This window comes from Odoribacter splanchnicus DSM 20712 (assembly GCF_000190535.1).
GTDB lineage: Bacteria > Bacteroidota > Bacteroidia > Bacteroidales > Marinifilaceae > Odoribacter > Odoribacter splanchnicus.
The window spans coordinates 333,933-353,786 of sequence record NC_015160.1; the positions used below are offsets into that span (position 1 = coordinate 333,933).

Sequence of the window (19,854 nt, forward strand, 5' to 3'; positions counted from 1 at the left end):
AAAGATGTGTTTAGTTGCAAAGAAGAAATTTTGCAGATTATTTTCTATTTTTGTAGGCTCTTAGAAATTTAAGATGATTTGTATATGGAGTGGATACATACTTTATTTTTCGGATCGGGAATCGGGCATTCGATTTTATTGGTAGCTATCGTTATCTTTATCGGGATATATCTGGGAAAAGTAAAAATAGCAGGTGTTTCTTTAGGAATTACCTGGATTCTGTTCGTCGGTATTATTTTCAGCCATTGGGGAATGCGGATGGATGCGCATGCTTTGCACTTCCTGAAAGAATTCGGACTGATTTTGTTTGTTTATTCAGTTGGTTTACAGGTAGGACCCGGTTTCTTCGCTTCTTTTAAAAAAGGCGGGCTTACCCTGAATTTACTAGCGGTATTGGTGATTGTACTGGGTGTTGCAATTACCTGTGTTTTATATGTCGTTACCGGTTTGCCCGTCACTACGATGGTGGGTATTCTCTCCGGGGCGGTGACGAATACGCCGGGCCTGGGGGCTGCGCAACAGGCTTATTTCGATATGACCGGTAAGGAAGGTACCGAAATCGCTATGGGCTATGCAGTGGCTTATCCTTTGGGTGTGGTGGGGATTATCGCAGCACTCATCCTGATTCGTTATATTTTCCGGATTTCTTTCGATAAAGAGACTGAATCTGCCCAAAGTCAGCTGGAAGAAAAAGAAGCACGGGCGACCCATGTTTCCGTCCGGGTGAAAAATCCGGCTCTGTTCGGTAAAGAAGTGGAGGCCGTCGCTACGTTGATCGATAAGAAATTTGTGATTTCCAGGGTGTTGCACGAGAATAATGATTTGGAGATCGCTTATTCACGCACACATCTACAGGCCGGAGATAAATTATTTATCATTGCTGCCAAGCAAGATATGGATGCGATAATCGCTTTTATCGGTGAAAAAATAGAGATGCATCGTTCTGAGTGGGAGAAGCTGGATTCCAAGTTGGTTTCGAAACGTATCATGATTACCCGTTCGGAAATCAATGGAAAAATGCTGGCTCAACTTCATTTACGCGGAGGATTCGGTGTCAATATCACCCGGGTAAACCGGGCCGGAGTGGATTTGGTGGCTAGTCCGGGGTTGGAATTGCAGATCGGTGACCGGGTTACGGTTGTCGGAACGGAAGATAGTGTGAAAAGTGTAGAGAAAATATTGGGTAATTCACTCCGGAGGTTGCGGGAACCCAATCTGGTACCTATTTTTCTGGGGATCGCTTTGGGTATTTTGTTAGGGAGTATACCTTTTACTTTTCCGGGAATTCCGCAACCGGTGAAATTGGGATTGGCAGGAGGACCTTTGATTACCGCTATTTTGATCAGTAAGTTCGGACCCCATTATAAATTGGTTACTTATACGACGATGAGTGCCAACCTGATGTTGCGCGAAATCGGTATCTCTTTGTTTCTGGCCTGTGTCGGTTTGGATGCAGGGGTCGGATTTGTGGATACGGTGGTGAATCAAGGTGGTTTTGCATGGATCGGATATGGGTTTATCATTACCTTCGTGCCTTTGATGATAGTCGGCAGTATTGCCCGTTGGTGTTATAAGATAAACTACTTCACTTTGATGGGATTGATTGCCGGGAGTACCACCGATCCGCCTGCATTGGCTTATTCGAATGGTGTTGCCGGAAATGATATGCCGGCAGTGGGATATGCTACCGTTTATCCTTTAACGATGTTTTTACGCGTTTTAACAGCCCAGTTATTGATACTTATTTTGTAAATTTGCACAATCGTATATTAATTCAGTATTCCTATGTCTTACGGTATAGCAGATTTGAGTATAGTTCCCATGCGGAGTGAAAAATCGGAACGGAGTGAGATGGTTTCTCAGATTCTTTTCGGTGAGGTATTTGAAATACTGGAGGTGGATGAGAAATGGGTATATGTCAGGATGTTGCATGATCGTTACGAGGGGTGGATCGATCGGAAAATGTATCTTGAAGTCACCGAAGAATTTATCGGTAAATACAAAGCCGAGGTATCTGTATTGGCTACGGAAGTGTTTAATATAGTCGTGAAAGACGGTGATTACGGGAATAAATTGGTGGTTTCGGGTAGTGTATTTCCTTTTTTCGATGCCACGACCAAGAAGATGCAGATCGGAGGAGATACCTATACTTTGGTCAGTAAAATGAAAGATGTCGGCATCGATAGTCTGAGGGATCTGATTATCGGTTATGCCTTGATGTATTACAATACGCCTTATCTTTGGGGAGGACGATCACCCTATGGGATCGATTGTTCGGGGCTTTCCCAGATTGTTTACCGGATGGCGGGAATCGATTTGCCGCGGGATGCTTCGCAGCAGGTGACGCTCGGACAGAATTATTCCTTCCTCGAAGAAGCGATGCCCGGTGACCTGGCTTTCTTCGGAGACGAGACCGGAGCGATCACTCATGTCGGAATTATTTGGGAACAAAACCGGATCATCCATGCTTCCGGGAGGGTACGGGTGGACAAAATCGACCATCAGGGAATTTTCAACGAAGACTTGAAACGTTATACCCATAACCTGAAAGTCATCAAACGAATCCTGAACGATTAAAAGGCCATAAAGTCGAACCCTTTTAACTCATACAACTCTTCTAACTCTGTAACTCTGTAACTCTTTTAACTCTGTAACTCTGTAACTCTGTAACTCTTTTAACTCTGTAACTCTTACAACTCTTTTTTTTCAAATCATTTCCCCCGCTTCCGGTCCGCAACAAAAAAGCAGATCCAGAATACTCAGATTCGGGGTAAATGGAAAACGGTCGCTGAAAGTCTGGCGATAAGGTTTCGGGATATAATCACAACCGGGTTGTCTATGGGAAACTTTGGGGTGGATAGCATTACGCAGATCCCTGTAATTGATATCCCCGATCGCGATATAATCCGTTGTAAGCCGGATGTCCCGTTTCAGTTTCAGAAAATCCAGTATAGTCGTTAAGATGGCCAGGTTATGGTCGAAAAGATAAGTCTCCTGCTTTTCAAAAAAAGGCATTAAATCGTCGATATAATATTCGTAATAAGGAGAATTTTTGTAAGCCGATTCGATACCCCGGAAGTGTAATTTTTGCCAGGGAGTCGGATACACGATTTTCAGGTCTTTTATCAGGGTTTTGCTGTTGGCTTTGGCTACCGGGACGGTCAATGCGATCACGCCGTTTGCGGTCATGATTTCACAACGGTTACGGTAACTCTGTTTTCCGAAGTTTTCATATTGCTCGATATACGTTACTTCTGCTTTTTTAAGACAAGAGAAGTAAGCTATCGGTGGAAAATAAGCTGTCGTTAATAAAAAAGGGTTCATAATAGATGTGCTTAATGAGCACAGGCAAAAATAGTAAAATATTTTTTGACTTCTCTGTTTGGTATATTTTTCCTCAATTTGTCGTAATAATTTAGCAGAAGTGTGTAAAAATTGTCATCTAAAAGTAACAAGTGTGTAATTTGCAAATTTTTGTCGTTAAAATATTGATAAAAATTTGTGAATATGCGGATTCCTTGCTATCTTTCGAATGCTGAATTGAACTGAACATAGCTACGTCTGATCGAGGATTTCTTTTCGGAACCGGAAAAAATAATTGCTTTTTTCCTCCGTTAACCGGAACATTTCCGCTGATAGAGCGTATAATGTTTGTTTGTATCCGGTAAAATAGCTGAAATAATAATATTTTATCGTAAACTTTCGTCAAGATTTTCAGAGATGTGAAAGGAAGTTAATGAATAGAATGTGTGGAGTGGAGGTGCGATAGTATTAAGTGATGGATGAATAGGTGTGAATATTTTACCGGGGGAATATTTTAAACGGTATGAAATGAAATTTGATATCACAGTCAACGATCCTTTGCTGGAACCTTTTCTTCCTGTTATCCGGCGTCGCCATGAACGCAGTGTGCTGAAAGAGCTGGAATTTACCAACCGGAAAAAGAAACTCGCCGATATTTTTAATAATCATCTTTATTTTGGTTTGCACCGGCTTCCTGGAAAAGGTTGGGTATTCCGGGAATGGGCTCCTCATGCTACGGCGATTTATCTGATCGGAGAATCGAATGACTGGCAACGAAGGGAGAATTTTAGCTTCCACCGGCTGGAGGGAGGGGTTTGGGAATTGGAATTACCCGAAGAAGCCCTCTGGCATGGGATGGATTACAAGTTCTGGGTAGAGTGGCCCGAAGGAGGAGGTGAACGGATTCCCGGGTATGTAAACCGGGTTGTACAGGACGATCTGACTAAAATTTTTTCAGCGCAGGTCTGGCAACCCGAACAAGTTTACCGGTGGCGTTATTCCGGTGTAGGAAGAAGGGAGCATCCTTTGATTTACGAAGCTCATATCGGTATGAGCATGGAGAATCGCCGGGTGTCTACGTTTAATGAATTCCGGGCTTATGTATTGCCCCGGATTGTAGATTTGGGGTACAATATGATTCAGCTGATGGGGATTCAGGAACATCCCTATTATGGTTCTTTCGGCTATCAGGTATCGAATTTTTATGCGGTCAGTTCCCGATTCGGAACACCCGACGACCTGAAACGTCTGATCGATGAGGCACATGGATACGGTATCGGTGTGATCATGGATCTTGTGCATTCTCATGCAGTCAAGAATGAAGCCGAAGGATTGAGTTGTTTTGCCGGAGATTATAACCAGTATTTTTATCCTGGTGAACGGGGTGAACATCGATTGTGGAATTCCCGTTGCTTCGATTATGGAAAAAATGAAGTGATCGGTTTTTTGTTGTCGAATTGTAAATATTGGCTGGAAGAATTTCATTTCGATGGCTTCCGTTTCGATGGGATCACCAGTATGCTGTATTGGGATCATGGTTTAGGGCGTGATTTTACGGAATACAAATTTTATTACGACGGTAATCAGGATGAAGATGCGATTACCTATCTGACTTTAGCCAATAAGTTGATCCATGAGGTGAATCCGGAAGTGATCACGATTGCCGAAGATATGAGCGGTATGCCGGGTTTAGCGATGCCTGTCGGCGAGGGAGGATTAGGTTTCGATTTTCGTATGAGCATGGGAGTACCGGATTATTGGATCAAATTGATCGAAGATAAAAAAGATGAGGAGTGGCATGTCGGGGATATGTTTTACGAACTGACCAACAAACGTCCGGAAGAGCATACCATCAGTTATGCCGAAAGTCACGATCAGGCTATGGTAGGGGATAAAACCATCTTTTTCCGTTTGGTCGACAAGGATATCTATACTTCGATGAGTGTTTTCGACCATAGCCTTCGGGTCGACCGGGGCATGGCACTTCATAAAATGATCCGGCTGATGACGATAGCCACTGCCGGCGACGGATACCTGAATTTTATGGGGAATGAATTCGGCCATCCCGAATGGATCGATTTTCCCCGGGAAGGAAATAATTGGAGCTACGAACATGCCCGCCGGCTGTGGAGTCTGGTAGACGACAAGGATTTGCGTTTCCGTTTTCTGAACGAATTCGATAAAGCGATGATTTCTTTAGCAAAGAAAGACGGCTTTTTTAAACCTATCCCACTGCCTGTCGTAAGAGATAATGAGAGACAGATATTGGTTTTCCGGAGAGGCGCTTATCTGTTTGTTTTTAATTTTAATCCCCAAAGTTCATTCTCCGACTATCGGTTCGAGGTGGAAGCGGGAAAATATTTGCCGGTATTGGATACCGACAATCAGTTGTTCTCCGGTTTTAACCGGATCGATGACGGGCTGGAACATTTTACCCTTTACCGGGAAGGACGAAACTGGTTGAGTCTCTATATTCCTTCCCGTACGGCTGTTGTCCTGCAATTGCAGGAGGAAAACCTTAAAATGAAAAAATAAAATAGATATAAAGACGTTATTATGGCTTATTTGAAATTTAATAAGGATGAATTGGTGAATCTGGAATATTCACTGAAGCGGGAAGTGTTGGCGACAAACCGGGCAGGAGGATATATGTCTTCTACTATTATCGGATGTAATACCCGGAAGTACCACGGATTACTGATATTGCCTATAGAAGAATTCGATGGGGAGAATCATGTGTTGTTGTCGAACCTGGACGAGACGGTCATCCAGCATGGACGTGAGTTTAATTTGGGTATCCATAAGTATCCGGGTAATTATGAACCCCGGGGACATAAATATATTGTCGATTTCGAGTACGAACCGGTATTTACCCTGACTTACCGGGTGGGAGGCGTACAGCTCAAAAAAGAGATTATTCTGGTACACAACGAACCTCAGGTCCTGATCCGTTATACTTTGCTGGATGCCCATTCCGATACGACGTTGAGATTGAAACCGTTCCTGGCTTACCGGAATATCCATCGCTTGTCGAAAGCGAATATGATGGTCAATACCAAATATCAGGAAGTTGAAAACGGGATCCGCTCCAAATTGTATAATGGTTTTCCATACCTGAATATGCAAATCAGCAAGAAAAACGAGTTTATCGCTACTCCCGACTGGTATTATAACATCGAATACATAGAAGAACAAAACCGGGGATATGATTTCAGGGAAGATTTGTTCGTACCGGGGTATTTCGAATTTCCGATAAAGAAAGGGGAAAGTGTGATTTTTTCTGCTTCTGTCGATGCGGTGTCTACCGGACGGTTGAAAACCAAATTCCAGAAATTGTTGGATAACAGGGCTCCCCGTAATAGCTTTGTGAGTTGTCTGAAATATTCGGCTTCCCAGTTTATCGTGAGAAGAGGAAAAGAAACCGAGATCATGGCAGGATACCCCTGGTTCGGAAGATGGGGAAGGGATACCTTTATTGCTTTGCCGGGAGTGACCCTGGCTGCGGCGAATGATGTCAGGACTTGTAAAGAAGTTCTCGACACGATGATCCGTCAGCTGAATAACGGTTTGTTCCCGAATATCGGTAAAGATAAAAATGCTTCCTACAATTCGGTCGATGCTCCGATGTGGTTTTTTAAAGCCGTTCAAGAGTATGGAGAAGCCGTTCAGGACGATGCTGCTGTCTGGAAGAGCTACGGGGCGAAGATGAAGGCCGTTTTGAAAGCTTACCGGGATGGAATCAACGAATATGTGAAGATGGTGGATAACGGTCTGATCTGGGCCGACGAACCGGGAAAAGCACTGACCTGGATGGATGCCATTGTCAATGGCGTACCGGTTACTCCACGCGGAGGCTATCAGGTGGAAATCAATGCTCTTTGGTATAATGCTATTTGCTACACCCTGAAACTGGCCGGGCAGGCCGGAGATAATAAGTTCGTGAAAGAGTGGAAAGATATGCCTGACAAAGTAAAAGAAAGCTTCCTGAAAGTATTCTGGAATGAAGAAAAAGGCTATTTGGCCGATTTTGTCAATGGAGGCGGACAGAATGTTTTTGTACGTCCGAACCAAGTCATCGCCTGTTCGCTCGAATATAGTCCGTTGTCGGACGAGATGATACATGGCGTGCTCGATGTCGTGAAGAACGAATTACTGACACCGAAAGGCTTACGGACACTGGCACCTAAGAATCCGGCCTATGAAGGCACCTACGAAGGAGATCAGGCAACCCGGGACAGAGCTTACCATCAGGGAACGGTTTGGCCTTGGCTGCTCGGACCTTATATCGAAGCTAATTTCCGGCTTTATGGGAAAAAATTTGCGAAAACAGCCCGCGAATTATTGGCCAATTTCGAAGAAGATATGACTGTGTATGGAGTTTGTTCTATCGGGGAAATTTATGACGGAAATCCTCCTTATACTCCGAATGGGTGTATATCGCAAGCCTGGAGTGTGGGGGAGATTCTGAGAAGTATGGCTTTGCTGGAGAAGTTTTGTAAAGATGATAGATGACAGATGGGGAAGAGGCAGACGAGAGGAATGAAGTGGAAAACTTCGGATAGGGAAACACGATAAGGGGAACGAAGGTTTCGCACGATTGCAAAAAAAATTAATTATAATTATATGAAAACTAGAGTATTGATGTTTGGCTGGGAGTTTCCACCTCATATTGCCGGAGGATTGGGAACTGCATGTCTGGGATTGACCCGGGGATTGGCTAAACAAGGTGTTGAAGTGCTCTTCGTCATGCCGAAAGCGAGCGGTGATGAAGATCAGAGTGCTGCCAAAATTATTAACGCCAGTGATGTGGAGTCTTTGTACCAATACCATGATGTGGAGGAATATTGGAAAAATATCGATTTTATGGAGGTAGGCTCTAATCTGATGCCGTATATGGATCCCGAGACATTTACCCGGGAGGTGAAAAAGTGTGTTCTGGAAGGAAGCGAAGAAAATCGGATTGAATTTAAAAACAAATATCAATTTTCCGGTAAATACGGGGCTAATCTGATGGAAGAAGTGGCTCGTTATGCTCTGGTTGCTGCTACGATTGCAGGGCAACAACAGTTCGATGTGATCCATGCTCACGACTGGTTGACCTATGCTGCGGGTATCGCTGCTAAAAGAGTGTCCGGAAAACCTCTGGTGGTGCACGTACATGCCACTGAATTCGATCGTAGTGGTGAGAATGTGAACCAAACGGTCTATAACCTGGAACGGCAGGGGATGCTGGAAGCCGATCGGGTGGTGACCGTCAGTAATCTAACCCGGAATATCGTCATTACCCGCTATGGGATCAATCCGGATAAAGTGGTGACGGTACATAATGCCGTTGATTTTCAGTCGTATTCCGAAATGGAAGTCGAGAGAGGGGTAAAAGAAAAGGTCGTGACCTTCCTGGGACGGATTACTTATCAGAAAGGACCCGAATATTTTATCGAGGCAGCGAATAAAGTGCTGAAACGTTATCCGAATGTACGTTTTGTTATGGCAGGCAGCGGGGATATGATGAACCGCTCGATCCGAAGGGTGGCTAAACTGAAGATTGCAACGAAATTTCATTTTACAGGTTTTTTACGTGGCCAGGATGTGCAAAAGATGTTTGCCCACAGTGATGTCTACGTGATGCCTTCGGTATCCGAACCTTTCGGGATTTCTCCGCTGGAAGCGATGCGCTCGGGGGTACCTACGATTATCTCTAAACAATCGGGAGTGGCCGAAGTGTTGAAACATGCGATCAAGGTTGATTTTTGGGATGTCGATGCCTTGGCGGATGCTATCTATGCTTTGCTGGCGTATCCGGCATTAGCTGAATTTGCAGCTAAATACGGCTTGAATGAGGTGAATACTTTAAAATGGGAAAATGCAGCGTATCTCTTAAAAACGATTTACGAAGAATTAAAAAGATAAAACAATAACAATTAAAATATGACTACTATGGATAAGAAAACGTTGTGTTTGTATTTCCAGGTGCATCAACCGATACGTTTAAGAAAATATCATTTTTTCGATATAGGCAAGAATAGCGATTATTACGACGATTTTGCCAATCGTACGATTACCCGTAAAGTGGCCGACCGTTGCTATTTACCGGCCAACCGGACGATGCTGGAGCTGATTCGGAAATACGGAAAGAATTTTAAAGTGAGCTTTTCTATCTCCGGAATGGTTATCGAACAATTCCGTGAATATGCCCCTGAGGTTATCGATAGTTTTAAAGAATTGGTGGCTACCGGATGTGTCGAAATATTGGCCGAAACTTATTCCCATTCCTTGGCTTCGCTGGTGGATGAAGGCGAATTTAAAAAACAGGTGAAACAACATGCTGATCTGATGAAAGAATTATTCGGGGTGAAACCGGTGACTTTCCGGAATACCGAACTGATCTATTCCGACGAGATCGGTGAGATGGTTGCCCGGATGGGATATAAAACGATGCTGACCGAAGGAGCACGGCATATCCTGGGGTGGAAGAGCCCGGATTATGTCTATACCAATTCGATTAATCCGAAATTGAAGCTGTTGCTGAAAAATTTCAGACTAAGCGACGATATCGCTTTCCGTTTTTCCGATAAAGGTTGGGATCAATGGCCGCTGACTGCCGATAAATATGCTTCCTGGCTGAATGCTGCCGACGGAGAGATTGTCAATCTTTTTATGGACTACGAAACTTTGGGAGAACACCAGGGAGGCGATACCGGGATTTTCGATTTTATAGCAGCTCTGCCGGCACAGATTTTTGCTTCTACCAATTTTGAATTTCTGACTCCTAAAGAGGCTGCCGCAAAACATCAACCGGTAGCTCCTTTGCATGTCCCTTACCCGATCTCATGGGCCGATGAAGAACGGGATGTCACTGCCTGGTTGGGAAATGAATTGCAGAATGAAGCTTTCGAGGAGCTTTATAAAATGAAAAATAAAGTCAATGCGCTCAAAGATCCGGTACTTACCCATGATTTCGATTGCTTACAGGCTAGCGACCATTTCTATTATATGTGCACCAAGCTATTTTCTGATGGAGCGATACACCAATATTTTACTCCCTACGACACTCCTTACGAGGCATTTATAAATTATATGAATGTGCTGAGCGATTTTATACGGAGGGTAGAAGAAGAAACGGACCGGAAGAAGACAAGACATCCGAAAGAAGAAAAAGAACCGAAAGAAACCCGGAAAGTAATCGAAGCCCCGGAAACTTCGAAGGAAGAAACTCCAAAGACCGGGAGTGAGAAGAAAAAAGCAAGAACGACGACCAAAAAGAAATAAGCTTTTCGGGCTAAGCCGGAAAAAGATCGGTATAATTAGTCCGTAAAGTTCTTCAGGTTACTCCTTCGTTGCTTCAAGTTCATAAAGTGTGTAGAACCTGCGGACGTCTTCTTTATGGGACTTTCGGGTCCGGTCGGCCGTAGAGAAAAGTGCCCGCAAGGTCCGGGGACTTAATAAACTTGATCGCTCATGAACTAAACCGATTCAGGAAAGGCATTGCAGGAACAATGAATTTCCTGAATTTTGATTTTTTAGGTTTTGATTATCAACTTTTTGGATAAAAATATGTACCTTCGGGGCTCATTTAACACACGCAAAAGTAATATGGATAACAATAAATTGAAGAATCCCGCTTACCTTTTTGAAGTAAGTTGGGAAGTTTGTAATAAAGTGGGGGGAATTCATACGGTGATTTCGACCAAAGCCCTCAATATGGAAAAAGAATACAGCAGTAGTCATATTTTAATCGGCCCCGATGTCTGGCGTTATACCGAACAGAATCCTGAATTTATCGACGATCCCCGTTTGTTCAGGTCCTGGCGGCAGAGAGCAGCCCAGGAAGGCTTGCGTATTAAAGTAGGACGGTGGAATGTGGCTGGAAAACCGATTGTCATCCTGGTTGATTTCAGTACGTTCATTACGCAGAAAGATGAAATTTTTGCTTCTTTTTGGGAAAAATATAAACTCGATTCGATTAGTGGTCAATGGGATTACATCGAACCGGCCCTGTTCGGATATGCAGCAGGGAAAGTGATCGAGAGCTTCGTTCGCTTTAATTCTTCTATCCGGCAGCGGATTATCGCCCAATTTCACGAATGGATGACGGGAGCCGGATTATTGTATTTGAAAAGTGCGATGCCTCAGGTGGGATGTGTATTTACCACTCATGCCACCGTGTTGGGCCGTTGTGTAGCCGGGAATAATCTACCCCTGTACAGTGAGATGAAAAATTATGTACCCGAAGAACTGGCACGTCGTTTCAATGTCATTTCCAAACAGTCTCTCGAGAAGACCGCAGCACATCAAGCCGATTGTTTCACTACGGTCAGTGAGATCACGGCTACCGAATGTGCTCATTTTCTGGATAAAGAAGTAGACCTGGTTACTCCCAATGGATTTGAGAATGTCTTTACGCCTTCCGAAGCCGAATGGGAAGACAAACGAAAGGCCGGAAGAGAAAAATTTCTTCAGGTGGCACAGGCGATTTTGGGGCGTCCCGTAGCCGAAGACGCCTTGATCCTGGGTATCAGTGGACGGTACGAGTTTAAAAACAAAGGAATCGATGTCTTTATCGATGCCATGGGACAATTGAATCGTAACAACGGACTCGGTAAAGAGGTGTTGGCCTTTATTTTGGTACCTGCCGGACATGCCGGTGCAAACAAGGAATTGCTGCATAACCTGGAATTACCTTATCAGGCCGTTACCTCTACAGATCTTTATCTGACACATTATCTCAACGATAGTGCCAACGATCCGGTGATGAACCGTATCCGGGCACAAAAATTGCGTAATTCCGAGGAAGATAAAGTGAAGATCTTCTTCGTTCCCAGTTATCTGAATGGAGATGACGGGGTATTCAATATGCCTTACTATGATTTGCTGGTGGGGATGGATCTGACCGCTTTCCCGTCTTATTACGAGCCTTGGGGATATACTCCGCTCGAAAGTCTGGCGTTTAAAGTGCCTACCATTACGACCACTTTGGCCGGATTCGGACTGTGGGTGAAAGAACATTATAATATGAATCATCCCGGTATAGAAGTTATTCACCGCGAAGACGGTGATGCGTCCAATGTGGCTACGGCTATCGCCGAATGGGTAAAAAATTATACACAGGTCGGAGAAACTGAAATGCAGAAAGACCGGGACAATGCCAAAGATGTTTCCCGGATTGCACTTTGGGATAATCTGATCAATTATTATAAACAGGCTTATACGATCGCTTTGAACCAGGTCAGCGAACGCTTGAAAGACCTGCCTGCCAATATGAACGAATCGGTATCTTATATCGAAAAACAGCTCACGGTAAATAATCCCAGCTGGGTCAGTGTGATGATCCATCGCTCTATTCCCGAAAAACTGATCGCTCTGGAAGAATTATCCAAAAACCTTTGGTGGGCCTGGAATGAAGGTGCTCGTGAATTATTCCGGATGATCGATGTCGATAAATGGAGGGCTTGCGGTCACAATCCGATCATGTTGTTGGATTCGATTTCCCTGGCTCGTTATAAAGAACTGGAAAATGATGCCGGTTTCGTGCATAAACTTGAAGAAGTATATGCTCAGTTTAAAGCCTATATGGCAGCGAAAGAACATATGTCCGGGAATGGGGTTGCTTACTTCAGTATGGAGTATGGTTTGCATACTTCGTTGAAGATCTATTCCGGAGGATTGGGAATCCTGGCCGGTGACTACCTGAAAGAGGCCAGCGATAAAGGGACGAAGATTACGGCTGTCGGTTTATTGTATCGTTATGGTTATTTCACACAGAAATTATCTGCTATGGGTGATCAGGAAGCCGAATACGAAGCTCAGGATTTTATGAAGATCGCCGTAACCCCGGTACGTGACAAGGAAGGTAATTGGGAAACCATCAGTCTGGTATTCCCGGGACGGAATGTATATGCCCGGATCTGGAGGGTCGATGTCGGCCGGATAGAGCTCTATCTGCTGGATACCGATTTCGAAGATAACTTGCCCGAAGACCGGAGTATCACCCACCATCTGTATGGCGGAGATTGGGAAAACCGCTTGAAACAGGAACTTTTGCTCGGGTGTGGAGGTATTCAGGCCTTGCGAAAACTGGGTATCGAAGCTTCTACTTACCATTGCAATGAGGGACATGCTGCTTTCACCGGGCTGGAAAGATTGAAAGAATATATTACCGAGGAACGCCTGACTTTTGCCGAAGCGATCGAAGTGGTGCGGGCATCTTCTTTGTTTACGACTCATACACCTGTACCTGCAGGACATGATGCCTTTTCGGAAAATATGCTGCGTACTTACATCTCTCATTATGCCGATCGGCTGAAAATCTCCTGGGAACAGCTGTTGGGATTAGGAAAAATCAATGTCGCCGATCCGAATGAGAAATTCTCTATGAGCTTCCTTGCGGCTAATCTGGCTCAGGAAATGAATGGGGTTAGCTGGTTGCACGGCGAAGTGAGTAAAGAGATTTTCAAAGGCATGTGGCCGGGATATATGGCCGAGGAGTTGCACATCAGTTATGTGACCAACGGGGTACATTATCCGACTTGGGCGGCTCCCGAATGGAAGAAAATAGAAGAATCTTTGTTCGGTGAAGATTTTAAGAATCATCATTACGATAAGAAATGTTTCGAACAAATCTATACCGTTCCCGATGCTGTCGTATATGAGGTGCGTACCAAATTGCGTAAGCGCCTGATCGATCATGTAAAAGAATTGCTGAAAGACGAGGTGGCTGCCTCTTATTTCACTCCCCGGCAGGTGATTCAGATCCGTGAAACTTTGCGGGACGATATTCTGACCATAGGTTTTGCCCGGCGTTTCGCTACCTACAAGAGGGCTCACCTGTTGTTCCGTAACCTCGAACGCCTGGATGAAATCGTCAATAACCCCAAACATCCGGTGCAGTTTATCTTTGCCGGGAAAGCCCATCCTGCCGATAAAGCCGGACAGGACCTGATCAAACGGATTGTCGAGGTATCCAAATATCCGCAATTCCTGGGTAAGATCATCTTTCTGCCTAACTATGATATGGATCTGGCCAAGAAATTGGTACAAGGGGTTGATGTCTGGATGAATACGCCGACCCGGCCTCAGGAAGCTTCGGGTACCAGTGGCGAAAAGGCTGCTATGAACGGTGTTATGCATTTCTCCGTGCTCGACGGCTGGTGGGTCGAAGGATATCGTAAAGATGCCGGATGGATGCTGCCGATGGAAAGAACTTTCGAAAATCAGGCCATGCAGGATGAATTGGATTCTGAAATGATATATAACATTATCGACGATGAGATCGCTCCTCTGTTCTACGAACGGGATGCTAACGGATTATCACCTAAATGGATCAGCTATATCAAAAATACTATTGCCAGGGTGGCTTCGAATTTTACGACCAACCGGATGCTGGAAGATTATGAAAAACAATATTATGTTCCGATGTCTGCCCGCTATCAGAAGATGATCGAAAATGATTTCGCCATGGCGGCAGAAATTGCCGAATGGAAAAAGAAAATTTCCCGCGAATGGGATAATATCGAGTTAGTCGGATTGGACCTGCCCAATCGTTCCAAACAGATCATCGCTTTGGGGAAATCTTATTACGGAGAGGTGAAACTCGAGATCGGCGAACTCAGTATGCATGAAGTGGGAGTTGAATTGGTGGCTGCCGAACAGAAAGACGGACGCCAGGTTATCCGCGAAAAACACGATTTTATCCCTGTTGAACAAGTGGGTAGTGTGGCCAGATACCGCATCGATGTGACTGCCGACTCTCCGGGATTGCTGATGCTGGCCATCCGTATCTACCCGAAAAGCGAATTACTGCCCCATCGCCAGGACTTTGCTTTGGTAAAATGGCTGTAAGCTGATCGTTCTTTTTTCAGTTATTAAAGTTAAAAAGGTTACAAGAGTTACGAGGGGGCAGAGGTTGAGCCATCTTTGTAACCTTTGTAACTTTTTATTTCGTCTGAAAAGTCAGAAACTTCTAAATCCCTTTTGTTCGCTAAACCGTCCTTCCCGATCGTTCGTTTCAGCGACCGTAAAAAGCATCCGTTGGAACCATTGGCTTTATAAATTCCCCTATTCCGGCAACTTAGCAGATGCCGGTAAATTTTGACAGAAAGAACCGTCCCGGAATCCCTTAATTTTATACTTTTGCACGACTAAAAATGAATCAGGGATGTTTTTGGAGAGTACTAATCGGGCCGGTTGGATAGAGGTGGTTTGCGGTTCTATGTTTTCCGGTAAGACGGAAGAGTTGATCCGGCGGTTGAAGCGGGCACAGTTTGCCCGGCAAAAGGTGGAAATATTTAAACCGAAAATCGATGTGCGTTATTCGGATGAAGATGTGGTATCGCATGACGCGAATACGATTCGTTGTACGCCGGTGGAAAATTCGGGTAATATTTTGTTATTGACCGGAGATGTCGATGTCGTCGGAATCGATGAAGCCCAATTTTTTGATTCTAATATAGTGTCGGTATGTAAAACATTGGCAGATAACGGTATCCGCGTAATAGTCGCTGGGCTGGATATGGATTATACCGGTAAACCTTTCGGGCCGATGCCTGATTTGATGGCTGTGGCCGAATATGTGACGAAAGTACATGCGATCTGTGTCCGTTGCGGGAATTTGGCCCATCATTCCCATCGTCTGTCGGATAATGATAAATTGGTGATGCTGGGAGAAAAGCACGATTATGAACCGATATGCCGGCATTGTTTTAACGAATTAATGAAAAAAGAGCACCAATAACCGGTTGGGCTGCCGAAAATGGGGGACAGAAAAAATGTTTTCTATAAAATAATCCCTTGTTTTAATTATATTTATAAATATCCTTTATTTTTGTTTTCGGAAACAAACAGAAAGAAAGTGGATGGCGCTAAATGAACAGGAAATATTAAGAGGGGTAAATCAAAAGGATTTAAAAGCGTGGGAAACGCTGTATGCCTCTTATTATGCAGCCCTTTGTTCATATGCCGATGGTATTGTAAAAGATTCCGATACGGCTCAGGATATCGTTCAGGATACTTTGATCAGGATCTGGAATTCCGACCGGACCTTTCCGGATATCAAAGAATTGACCTGGTATTTATATCGCTCGACCTACAACAATGCCCTGTTCCATCTTCGTACCCAGGCTTCCCGTCAGAATATTTTACGTAAGATGGTAGCGGAGGAGGTTGAATTACCCGACGAACAATTCGCTTTAACCGTACGGGAAGAATTGATCCGCCAACTCTATGTCTATATAGAAGATCTGCCCGAAGAAAGAAAAAAAATACTTTTGATGAGTATTCAGGGACATTCGGGAAATGAGATTGCCGATCTGCTCGGAATCAGTATTAATACGGTAAAAACCCAAAAGAACCGGGGATTCAAGTATTTGCGTGAAAAGTTAAAAGATTCGGTTTTGTTATTTCTGTTGTAATTGTCTGTTCAGATAGCTGTTTTATATTGAGTTTATAAAATCTGTCGGTGCTATATTTAAGAATAATAAACATCTGTTTTTTTATGTGAGAATTGAAAAGTTCCTATCTTTGATTCACTGGTCGAGGACTGCGTTTTTTGGGGAAAATTCCCCATTTTTTTGCCGGTTCAGGCCCCATCCATAATTCCAATAGTCCTCCTTTACTAAAGTCGGCATGGGAAAAACGGAAGTCGTGTAACGGTTTTCCGTTGAGACGTGCTTGTCGGATGTAACAGTTGCCGGCCGAATTATGATAGGTTTGAATGACGAATTTTCCTTTTTCATAATAACGATCGTCGAGTGTGATTTCGATCCGGTCGAAAATCGGAGAAGTGATTTCATAAGAGGGATTCTGATCCACATTTCCTGTCAGGCTAAATAGCCCGATAGCCATCAGTGCGCTGATACCTCCCATCTGTCCCTGATCTTCGTCATGCCCGCCGTATCCTCTGTCGGGAGTGACTGCTCCGTAAGCTTGTGCTCTGACTCTTCTGACCCAGTATTGTGTCAGCCAAGGCTTACCGGCCCAGCTGAATACGTGGGCGTTGGACACTCCGGGTTGGTTGGCATAGCTGATGTAGCCTCCCGAATAACCGTATACAAAGTCATCGTCGGCAGCTTGTTCGAAAGCATAATTCAATTTATCGCATAATACGTCTTTTCCTCCCATTAGTTCGATCAGATCCGGGATGCCGTGTGATACCGACCAGGTGGCTTGCCAGGCGTTGGCTTCGACCCAGCCGTCACCGCTCAACGGATTCCGGTGCTTCCAGTTACCTTGACGGTCTTTGGGGAAGATCAGTTTTTTTTCAGGGTCGAAAAGTTGTTTCCAGCCTTGGGAGCGTTTCAGAAAATAAGTGGCTTCTTCTGGGTAGTCCAGCTGCTGTGCCATTTGCGAGAGAGCCCAATCCTGAAAATTTGCTTCGATAGTGATACCTGCATTGTCGGCATAATAACCGTTTTCGAGATAGAAATCATCGATTCCGAGCATTCCTCCCGGCATATGGTTACGTTTCATCACAGTGAAAGCGTGCCGGGCTTCGGTCTTCTTCAAAAGTCCTTTCATGTAAGCCGATACGATCAGGTTGGTTGCCGGACACCCCGTCATAATCCGGGAATAACCTCCTCCGCATGGCCCCCGGGGTAATAATCCGCCATTATCGGCATATTGTATCAGACAGGCGGCGAAATCATCCAATACCGAAGGCCAGGCAAGTCCCCAAAGTATATTCAGGTTCCATTGGGTCAGCCAGAAAGCATCCGAGTTGTACATATGAAATTTTGATTCTCCCGTTGTGTTTTTAGGGAGGGTACGGATAATAAATTCCTGGCCTGTACGATCCGGATAATCTCCTGAAACATCGTCTAATTTATGGCGTCCCAACAGGACATGCCACAGATCGGTATAGAATTTTATACGCTGATGGGCATCGCCTCCCTGAACCTGGATCCTGGATAAGGTTTCTTCCCATTCACGGCGGGCATCCCGGCGTATGGCATCGAAATCCCAATGGGCACATTCATGTGCTAAATTGTGACGGGCATTTTCGATATTGGTATATGAGATTGCGATCTTTACTTGAAGTTCTTCTCCTTTCTTGAGCCGATGGAGGGCTTGAATCCCTGCTGTAGGTGCGTCATAATAGGTCATCCCGGCATTTCGTGGTGTGGCTTGGGAATTGACCTTTAATCCGGTGACAGCTTTGGTCGTCAGAGAATCGTCCCAACTGTCGAGCCGGTCGAAAGGTTTATCGAAATGCATGACAAAGTAGATCTTCACTTCTTCAGGACCACCCCATAATCTTCCGACTGTACTGACAGAACCTTCCAGTTCTGCCGGGCCCGTCTGCCGGACTTCGGCATCGGTCATCGTCGAAGTACCTGTAAATCCGCCCAGATTGAGGAGTGTATTCGAAAGGCAGTCTTCGGTATATTTCATCCGGTAGAAACCGACCCGGTCGGTACAGGTTTGTTCTACCCAAAGTTTGTAATCGTTCAGGAATACACGGTGGTAACCCGGTTGTACAAGTTCTTCGTTATGAGAGAATCGGGATTTCCAACCTTGTTCGCCCTTGGTGGGATCGATATCACCGGTGGCAGGCATGAGAGTGATACCGGAAAGCATCCAGCAATGCACCTGAGGGAATCCTAAGATTTCTGTCGAATTGTAATTATAACCTCCTCCGTATTGATTTTTATTCCGGGTCATCGGTGCCGCACTTAACATGCCGAAAGGCCTGCTGCCGGTTACAAAAAAGAAATAGCGTCCACGGGCCGATTCGATATAGGGATCGACATAAGAAACATAATCCGGGTAATCCTGAGGAGAGGGGAAGACTTCTATTTCCGAAAGTCCCAGGGTAGGTCCGTCACCGTCGGTGACTTCGAATCTCAGGCGTTTGGTGGTTTTGGGGGCGAATTCGACGACTTTAGCTGTCCCGTCGTTGGGAATAGTGTTGACAGGCAGTCGGCTACCGTCATCGAAATGAATGGTAATACCTGCTGTATGAATTTGTTGTGAAGGTCTGTCATACAAATGGATGCGATCGATACTCCGTGGGGTATCCCATTCGAGTTCTAGCCAGGGATAGTCGATCGAGCCGTAAAATGAAACGCTGCTGTTGGAAGCCCATTCTCCCTGATCCTGAATGCAGATAATACCGTCTGTAACGTGCTGGCATTCATAACCGGGTACCGAAGAAGATGCTTTTACTTTTGCTGCAGGAGCGATATTGTCGGGGCCGGCGGATACATATAGCGGAATAAGGGCGACGAGAAATAATCCGATTATTCTTTTCATATTTTGTTATTTTCAGCCGATAGTTTAAATTATATATGTATATACATATTATGATATGTGCAAACATACTGTTTTTTTTTGAAAAAATGAATTCTTTTTGTATATTTCACAAATTAACGTGTCTCTTTTCTGAATTTTATTAGACAATTATATACATATTTACACTAATAAACGTAGGTTCGTTACTTATTCGTCTCCGGTGTTCGTGTTTGGAGACCCGGTCGCTTCTGTCGGTCGTCTGGCTTTTTCTTTCACTGACCGGCGGAACTCCTCACTCCGTTCGTCGGTGAAGGAACTCCTTACCGG

At 44.6% G+C, this 19,854-nt stretch carries 11 protein-coding genes; 9 read left to right on the forward strand and 2 right to left on the reverse strand.

Translation table 11 applies throughout. The features are described from left to right. Window positions 1-84 precede the first annotated feature (84 nt). Complete coding sequence (locus ODOSP_RS01420; protein ID WP_013610634.1) at window positions 85-1,752, forward strand: putative transporter; 1,668 nt, start codon at window positions 85-87, stop codon at window positions 1,750-1,752. Between the two features lie 33 nt (window positions 1,753-1,785). After that, window positions 1,786-2,577 carry a C40 family peptidase gene (locus ODOSP_RS01425; protein WP_013610635.1) on the forward strand — a complete coding sequence of 264 codons (792 nt, stop codon included), beginning with the start codon at window positions 1,786-1,788 and terminating at the stop codon, window positions 2,575-2,577. Between the two features lie 129 nt (window positions 2,578-2,706). Here the strand turns inward: ODOSP_RS01425 and ODOSP_RS01430 are convergent, their stop codons facing one another. Then, window positions 2,707-3,324: a WbqC family protein gene (locus tag ODOSP_RS01430; protein WP_013610636.1), complete on the reverse strand. Its 618-nt coding sequence runs from the start codon at window positions 3,322-3,324 to the stop codon at window positions 2,707-2,709. A gap of 507 nt (window positions 3,325-3,831) precedes the next feature. Here ODOSP_RS01430 and ODOSP_RS01435 point away from each other — a divergent pair. The 7 genes from ODOSP_RS01435 to ODOSP_RS01465 all read left to right on the forward strand — a co-directional run bounded on the left by ODOSP_RS01435 (window position 3,832) and on the right by ODOSP_RS01465 (window position 16,709). Further along, on the forward strand, window positions 3,832-5,838 hold the full coding sequence (locus ODOSP_RS01435; protein WP_013610637.1) for an alpha-amylase family glycosyl hydrolase: 2,007 nt from the start codon (window positions 3,832-3,834) through the stop codon (window positions 5,836-5,838). 21 nt (window positions 5,839-5,859) lie between these two features. Further along, complete coding sequence (locus tag ODOSP_RS01440; protein WP_013610638.1) at window positions 5,860-7,815, forward strand: amylo-alpha-1,6-glucosidase; 1,956 nt, start codon at window positions 5,860-5,862, stop codon at window positions 7,813-7,815. Between the two features lie 111 nt (window positions 7,816-7,926). Then, window positions 7,927-9,213, forward strand: a complete 1,287-nt coding sequence (locus tag ODOSP_RS01445; RefSeq protein WP_013610639.1) for a glycosyltransferase family 4 protein — start codon at window positions 7,927-7,929, stop codon at window positions 9,211-9,213. 27 nt (window positions 9,214-9,240) lie between these two features. Continuing rightward, a complete protein-coding gene (locus ODOSP_RS01450) occupies window positions 9,241-10,572 on the forward strand; it encodes a glycoside hydrolase family 57 protein (RefSeq protein ID WP_013610640.1) in 1,332 nt (443 codons plus the stop codon). Window positions 10,573-10,896: 324 nt separating this feature from the next. Then, window positions 10,897-15,141: an alpha-glucan family phosphorylase gene (gene glgP, locus ODOSP_RS01455; protein WP_041556252.1), complete on the forward strand. Its 4,245-nt coding sequence runs from the start codon at window positions 10,897-10,899 to the stop codon at window positions 15,139-15,141. Between the two features lie 316 nt (window positions 15,142-15,457). Next, window positions 15,458-16,033, forward strand: coding sequence for a thymidine kinase (locus tag ODOSP_RS01460; protein WP_013610642.1), 576 nt, complete (start codon window positions 15,458-15,460; stop codon window positions 16,031-16,033). Window positions 16,034-16,154: 121 nt separating this feature from the next. Further along, window positions 16,155-16,709 (forward strand): RNA polymerase sigma-70 factor, encoded by a 555-nt coding sequence (locus ODOSP_RS01465; protein WP_013610643.1) that lies wholly within the window; start codon window positions 16,155-16,157, stop codon window positions 16,707-16,709. A 103-nt stretch (window positions 16,710-16,812) separates the two neighbouring features. Here ODOSP_RS01465 and ODOSP_RS01470 read toward each other — a convergent pair whose 3' ends face one another. Then, entirely contained in the window at window positions 16,813-19,548 is a 2,736-nt protein-coding gene (locus ODOSP_RS01470) for a GH92 family glycosyl hydrolase (RefSeq protein ID WP_013610644.1), read from the reverse strand. Window positions 19,549-19,854: the final 306 nt, after the last annotated feature.